1 protein-coding gene is annotated in these 827 nt (G+C 74.7%); it reads right to left on the bottom strand.

The genetic code is table 11. From position 1 onward, the window contains the following. Positions 1-114: 114 nt before the first annotated feature. Positions 115-827: amidohydrolase family protein (locus MJ783_RS04505; protein ID WP_239308652.1), on the bottom strand; the 713-nt coding region annotated here is incomplete at its 5' end.

Below are 827 nucleotides of genomic sequence, written 5' to 3'. Positions count from 1 at the left end.
TTCTCCTGCGGGTCGGGTCCGCCGCCGGGTGCGCGGGCCGCCGATATTCGGGATGGGTGTGCGGAACGCGGGGGTGCGGAACGCGGGTGCGCGATGTGGGGCACGCCATCGGGCTCATCTCGACAGCAGGCGGCCGCGCGGCGGCCGGTCGCCGTCGGCACGTTCACCGCGCAGGTAGGTTGCACGCACCACGCCGTGCAGCGTCCGCCCAGCGTAGGGGGTGAGCGGATGGCGATGGGCCAGCTTCGCGGGATCGACGACAAAGGACCTGTCCGGGTCGATCACGACGAGGTCGGCGTCCGCGCCCGGGACGATCCGGCCCTTGTGCCCCAGGCCGACGAGATCGGCTGGTCCGGTGCACATCCAGCGGGCCAGATCGGCCAGGTCATGACCGCGGCGGCGAGCCTGGGTCCACACCGCGGCGAGGCCGAGCTGCACCGACGCGATCCCGCCCCACGCCTGCGCGAAGTCGCCTGACGTGATCGCCCTACGCTGTGGCGTGGCGGGTGAGTGGTCGGTCACCACCCCGGCGAACAGGCCCGCGGCGAGGCCCTGCCACAGCGCCTCCCGGTTGCGCTCCCCCCGGATCGGCGGCGCGCACTTGTACAGAGTCGCGCCATCGGGGATCTCCTCGGCGGTGAACGCCAGATAATGCGGGCAGGTCTCCGCCGTCAGCGCGAGCCCGGCGTCGCGGGCGGCGAGCACGTCATCCAGAGCCGCCGCCGCGGACAGGTGCAGGACGTGCAGGCGGGCCCCGCTCGCGGCCGACAGCGCGGCGAGCCCGGCCACCGCCTCGGTCTCCGCGGCCGGCGGGCGCGAGGCCAGCC

Source organism: Protofrankia sp. Cj3 (assembly GCF_917627355.1).
Lineage (GTDB): Bacteria > Actinomycetota > Actinomycetes > Frankiales > Frankiaceae > Protofrankia.
This window is presented reverse-complemented; position numbering and strand designations above follow the sequence as displayed.